This is a genomic window from Borreliella californiensis (assembly GCF_014205885.1).
Lineage (GTDB): Bacteria > Spirochaetota > Spirochaetia > Borreliales > Borreliaceae > Borreliella > Borreliella californiensis.
Window position 1 is genome coordinate 1 of the sequence record NZ_JACHFB010000020.1, and the last position, 3,532, is coordinate 3,532.

3 protein-coding genes and 2 pseudogenes are annotated in these 3,532 nt (G+C 28.3%); 4 read left to right on the forward strand and 1 reads right to left on the reverse strand.

From position 1 onward, the window contains the following. Positions 1 to 206: pseudogene (locus HNP67_RS06550) on the reverse strand (site-specific integrase); the annotation flags it as partial. A 429-nt stretch (positions 207 to 635) separates the two neighbouring features. Here HNP67_RS06550 and HNP67_RS06555 point away from each other — a divergent pair. The 4 genes and pseudogenes from HNP67_RS06555 to HNP67_RS06570 all read left to right on the forward strand — a co-directional run. Continuing rightward, positions 636 to 1,688 (forward strand): ErpC protein, encoded by a 1,053-nt coding sequence (locus tag HNP67_RS06555; RefSeq protein WP_184125727.1) that lies wholly within the window; start codon positions 636 to 638, stop codon positions 1,686 to 1,688. A gap of 177 nt (positions 1,689 to 1,865) precedes the next feature. Further along, positions 1,866 to 2,392, forward strand: a pseudogene (locus tag HNP67_RS06560) (DUF643 domain-containing protein). A gap of 182 nt (positions 2,393 to 2,574) precedes the next feature. Next, on the forward strand, positions 2,575 to 3,141 hold the full coding sequence (locus tag HNP67_RS06565) for a DUF603 domain-containing protein (RefSeq protein ID WP_184125729.1): 567 nt from the start codon (positions 2,575 to 2,577) through the stop codon (positions 3,139 to 3,141). After that, positions 3,138 to 3,532, forward strand: a 395-nt coding sequence (locus HNP67_RS06570; protein WP_336509689.1) for a terminase large subunit domain-containing protein, incomplete at its 3' end; no start/stop codon positions are given. The genes HNP67_RS06565 and HNP67_RS06570, both read left to right, overlap by 4 nt.

Genomic DNA, 3,532 nt, shown 5'->3' on the forward strand with positions numbered 1-3,532 from the left:
ATGCATTTTTTAATTATGTTGCTAATTTTTGGGGTCAAATAAAATTTAGGAGTTAGTTTTAAAGATTCTTTTTTAGGTTTAGTTGAATTTTTTAGGGAATTTTTAAGAATTTTGTTTTCATTTGCAAGATTTTGATAATCTTGCAGTATTTTGAGCACAAAATCTATACTGATATTATTTAAATTAAAATTATTATTAATGTCCATAAGACAAGCTCCTTCTAGGTGTTACTTTTAAATTAAGTAAAAGTAATAAAAATAGATTAAAATAGTAATTTATATTTTACCAAAAACCAAAAAATTTAGTCAAATTTTGTATGGTCTCATTGCAAGCGAAATTTGTGCTTTATGGTGGCCATAATAAACAGAAGTGGCAATTTCAGAGAGGCGCACTTAAGAAAGATAGTATACTTTAAGTGATATATAGCAAAGACTTTGAAATTTAATTTACATGCATTTTGTAGTCTCTTTTAATGGGTAGGTCATTTGCAATGGAGAGATTTTGGGGAGTTGATTAAAATTACATTTGCGTTTTGTTAATATGTAATTTGAAATGTAACAAAACCACATATTTAAATCTTTGAAAAATTGTATTTATTGAGGGTTGCATTATTATTAAGACTTATGGAGCGGATTATGAATAAAAAAATGAAAATATTTATTGTTTGTGCTGTTTTTACGCTGATAAGTTCTTGCAAGAATTTTGCAGCTGATAAAGATATAAAACAAAATGTAAAAGAGCAAGTTCAAGGATTTTTAGATAAGATTTTAGATCCAAAAGATAAAATTACTTCAAGTGGTCCAAAAGTAGATGAATTAGCAAGAAAATTACAAGAAGAAGAATTAATGCAGGGCGATGATCCCAATGGCAGAGTATTAGGTCCGCCACCAGTATTGCCTGCAAGTGGCCACGATAGTACACCTATATTAAAAGCAAAAGAACAAAGTGATAGTCAACAAGAAGGAAAAGTAGAAAAAGCTGAGACTGAAGTTAAAGAAGAAAAAGCAAAAGAAACTGAAAAAGAAAAAAAAGAACAAGCTAAGGTAGAAAAAGAAGTACAAGTTGAACAAGTTGAAGTTGAAAAGGAAGATAAAGCTAAAAAAGAAGGGGAAGAACAAAAGGGAGAAAAAAAACAAGAAGAAGCTAGAGCAGAAGAGGCCAAACAAAAAGCAGAACAACAGAAACAAGAAGCAGAACAACAGAAACAAGAAGCAGAAAAAAGAAAAGTTGAAACCGAAATTAAAACACTTAGTGCAAAAATAGAGGAGATTAGTGAAAATATTAATGTCATAGAAAGGCAAATCAGTGTAGGAGCACAAGGAGTTATAGATAGAATTACAGGGCCTATATATGACGATTTTACCGATGATGAGGATAGTGCCATCTACCGGACTTGGGATTTAGAAGAAAGTTCCGAATTAAAAAAGTTATTGAAAGAATTGAGCGATACTAGAAGCGAGTTAAGAACTAAATTAAATGAAGGCAATCAAAAATATACTGGTGGCGAAGAGCCCAAATTAAAAGATAGTGTAAGTGTTAGCGAAATTAAAAAAGATTTAGAGAAATTAAAATCAAAATTAGAAGAGGTTAAAAGCTATCTTGAAGATAGTTCTAAATTTGAAGAAATTAAAGGATATACCACCACTGATATTAGCTATAATGGTTGTGTATTAAGATCTTTAAAATAAATAATTAAGTTTTGTATGCATAAAGTAACAGCTGGTTAGAAATCTTAACTAGTTGTTATTTTTTTGTAGATTTTATTGTTATGAATATAGAAATGTTTTCTATCAAAAATTTTATTTAAAAAATGCAAAAAACTATTGTTCAAAGTATTATTTATTTATATACTCTCTAGAGTTATGATGTATATAAATGAGATTTCGGATTTTTATGATTGTTTGAGTCAAAATACAAAAAAGGAAATAAACAAACTTTATGGAGTTAAGCAATTAACTCTAGAACAAAAAAAAGATTTTTATAGAGGTTTTGTATCAATACAAGAATACAAAAGAAAAACCGGAAAAAGTATTGATGAAATCATAAATGCTAGTGTAGACCCTGCAAAAAATTTTATTAAAGACGTTCTGAAAGATAAGCACATAATAGAAAAGTATAAAAATTTTCAAAATATGAAGTTTGATTGTAGATACAAAAAAGGAATGCTAGAGAAATGTTTAAAAAAATGGGAGAGAAATATTCCGATCGGTTTTTGAGTATTGTTTCTGATATTATGGATGAGATTGGTAAAAAAGATCCAAAACGAGAATCAATAGCCGTGGTTCTTGACTTTGTAGAGATATTATTTATAATAATGCACTACTATGATAAGGGAATTTGTACAAGGAAGTATATTATAAAAACAATGAAAGATTTTTCCCAATTGGTATAGTTAAGTTTTAGCAAAATTTAATAAATTAGTTAATCGCTATTTTCAAATCAATAAAAGTCAATAAATATCAAACATCTATCAATAGATATCAACAAGATAATAGTTTGTGTTAAAAATTTATTAAATTGCTTTACTATTTAGAGTAACAATTTGTTAATTTTGTTATTTTAGGAGAAATTCTTTTGAAAAGAGCCAAAAGATCTTTTGATGATTATGTTGCATATTTTAGAGAAGGCTCATTAAGTGACGTAGAAATAGCAGAGAGACTAGGAGTTTCTAGAGTAAATGTATGGAGGATGAGGCAAAAATGGGAAAGCGGAGAAACTTCTATAAACGAGGGCTCTAGAGTAACAATTAGCGAAGACACTTTTGAACATCTTTTAGCACAAACTTTTAGATCAGAAGTCAAAGCTAGGAAAATTAGGGGAGAATTAGATTTAGAGCGGGCTAATTTAGAATTAGGATTTATACGTGAATTCAATCAATATTCTAGTGTTGAGCTTGTTAGTATACTTTCCAAAATAGAAGATTTAAAGTGTAAAATTGATTCTTTATATAAAGAATGTGATAAAAAAAATGCAAATTGTGTTAATGAAAATATTGAATCTTTAAAAAGTGAGCTTAATGACCTTATAAAGGAGTGTTCAATAAGGAAAATGGAGCTTTACTATGAATGTATGAAAAGACTTGCTACTGTTCATGAAACTGAAAGCAAAAGCAACTACAAAAATAGTAAAGGGCACAAGTGAACTTATATCAAACAAAATTTTTTACAACACTCCAAAAGGAATACAAAAATAAATATGGAGTTGATATATCACAATTTGTAAAGCTAGCAAATTCTTCAATTAATTTTGCTAAGTTTGAAGAAAAGCACTTAACTTTAAAGCAAAAGAATGTAATAAAAAGCATACAAAAGAATAATGAAAAGAAGATTATACTTAGTGGCGGTATAGCTAGTGGCAAAACGTATCTTGCATGCTATCTTTTTCTTAAAAGTTTAATTAAAAATAAAAAGCTATACTCTAGTGATACTAATAATTTCATTATGGGTAATTCGCAGCGTTCAGTTGAGGTTAATGTCTTAGGCCAATTTGAAAAGCTATGTAAACTTCTTAAAATCCCGTATATTCCAAGACA